The 1,263-nt window shown below is 35.9% G+C and carries 2 protein-coding genes; both read right to left on the reverse strand.

The features are described from left to right. Positions 1–294 precede the first annotated feature (294 nt). The gene (locus Q3O12_RS08525; protein ID WP_301670082.1) at positions 295–726 is read right to left on the reverse strand and encodes an SEL1-like repeat protein; all 432 of its coding nucleotides are present in this window, start codon (positions 724–726) and stop codon (positions 295–297) included. After that, positions 705–1,263: DUF8616 domain-containing protein (locus Q3O12_RS08530; RefSeq protein WP_502572657.1), on the reverse strand; the 559-nt coding region annotated here is incomplete at its 5' end. The genes Q3O12_RS08525 and Q3O12_RS08530, both read right to left, overlap by 22 nt.

Consider the following 1,263-nt stretch of genomic DNA (forward strand, 5'->3'; position numbering starts at 1 on the left):
TCCGTCGATATGGGCGGTCAGCCGGTTGAGGCGGTCGTATTCGAAGGTTTCGTGACTGCCGTCGGGGTAGTCGGTTGAGATTGTTAAAGAACAAATATTTCAGACGACCTCAAAGAAAGTATTGAGGTCGTCTAAAAACCGATTGAGATTAAAAAAATTTAGCCCAAAAATTTAAAACTGCGTGCGTGCTTTGAGGTACGCACCCTACCTGCAAATCTAGAAATTTATGTAGGCTACGACGTATCAACCAAAAAAAAAATTTGAAATTTTATACGTGTTGCTTTTTGCTATTCATTATTTATTTTCAATCAAATTTGAAAGCTCATCTGACAGTGAGACACCATTACCATATGCTTTTTTTGCCCAAAAAGCCGCATCAGATTTTTGGTCTTTTTGCAGTAAAAATATTGCTAAATTATATTGTGCAATAGGATGTTCGGCTTGAGCTGCTTTAAGTAACCATTTATACGCTAACTCATCATTCAAAGCGGACAATGAGTAATATTCATATAGCTTATAAGCAGCATCTTTATTACCTTTATCCGCCTCTTTTATTAGAAGATTAATTTCTTTTTCATTTAAAGAATATATACTTCCTGTAGAAACAGAATTAGACATTATTTCACTCCTATTATTAGAAAAAACAGAATCAAATTTGATTAATAACATAAAAAATATTAACCCTACTGTAAAAAATAAAAAAATCAACACTCGTTTTTGTTGCATGTTCCCATCCTTCTATGTGGTTTTTGAGGGGTAAACCGCCTCATTCTCCCTGGTTGATTTAAATCCTGAGTTCGGTCAGGCTTCATGCCCATAGGCTTCAAATTACCATTCGAGTAATACCAAAGAAATTGATTAGGGGCTTTCACTGTAGTGTTTAATTCATTTGCAAGTTGCTGTCCGATTGAATTTGCACCTTTACCAGTATTGCAAGATAAAAGTTCTACAGTCATTCCTTTTTTATAATCTGGATGTGATTGAATTTTTTGTGCCAAGTCTTTTGCTGTTAAAGCCTTTCCATTAGAACCATCAATGATTACAGAAGAATTACCATGTCCACCTACTTGGAACACATCAGGTTTATTTTTCACCCTTGTTGCATAAGTTCGTATTTTTTCATTAGATGAGAATAAATTAATATTTACACCTTGCATCCCCAAAACATCAACCCATGTCTGAGCATTCGGAGCAAACTGATACAGATTCTCCCCACCCAATAGCCCAATCGGGTCTTGGTTAATGAAACGCCCTGTCTCCGCC

The organism is Neisseria benedictiae (assembly GCF_958267435.1).
Classification (GTDB): domain Bacteria; phylum Pseudomonadota; class Gammaproteobacteria; order Burkholderiales; family Neisseriaceae; genus Neisseria; species Neisseria bergeri.

Excerpts from the sequence above, each read along its gene's own strand:
- Q3O12_RS08525 (WP_301670082.1), bottom strand. The coding sequence starts at position 726 with ATGCAACAAAAACGAGTGTTGATTTTTTTATTTTTTACAGTAGGGTTA.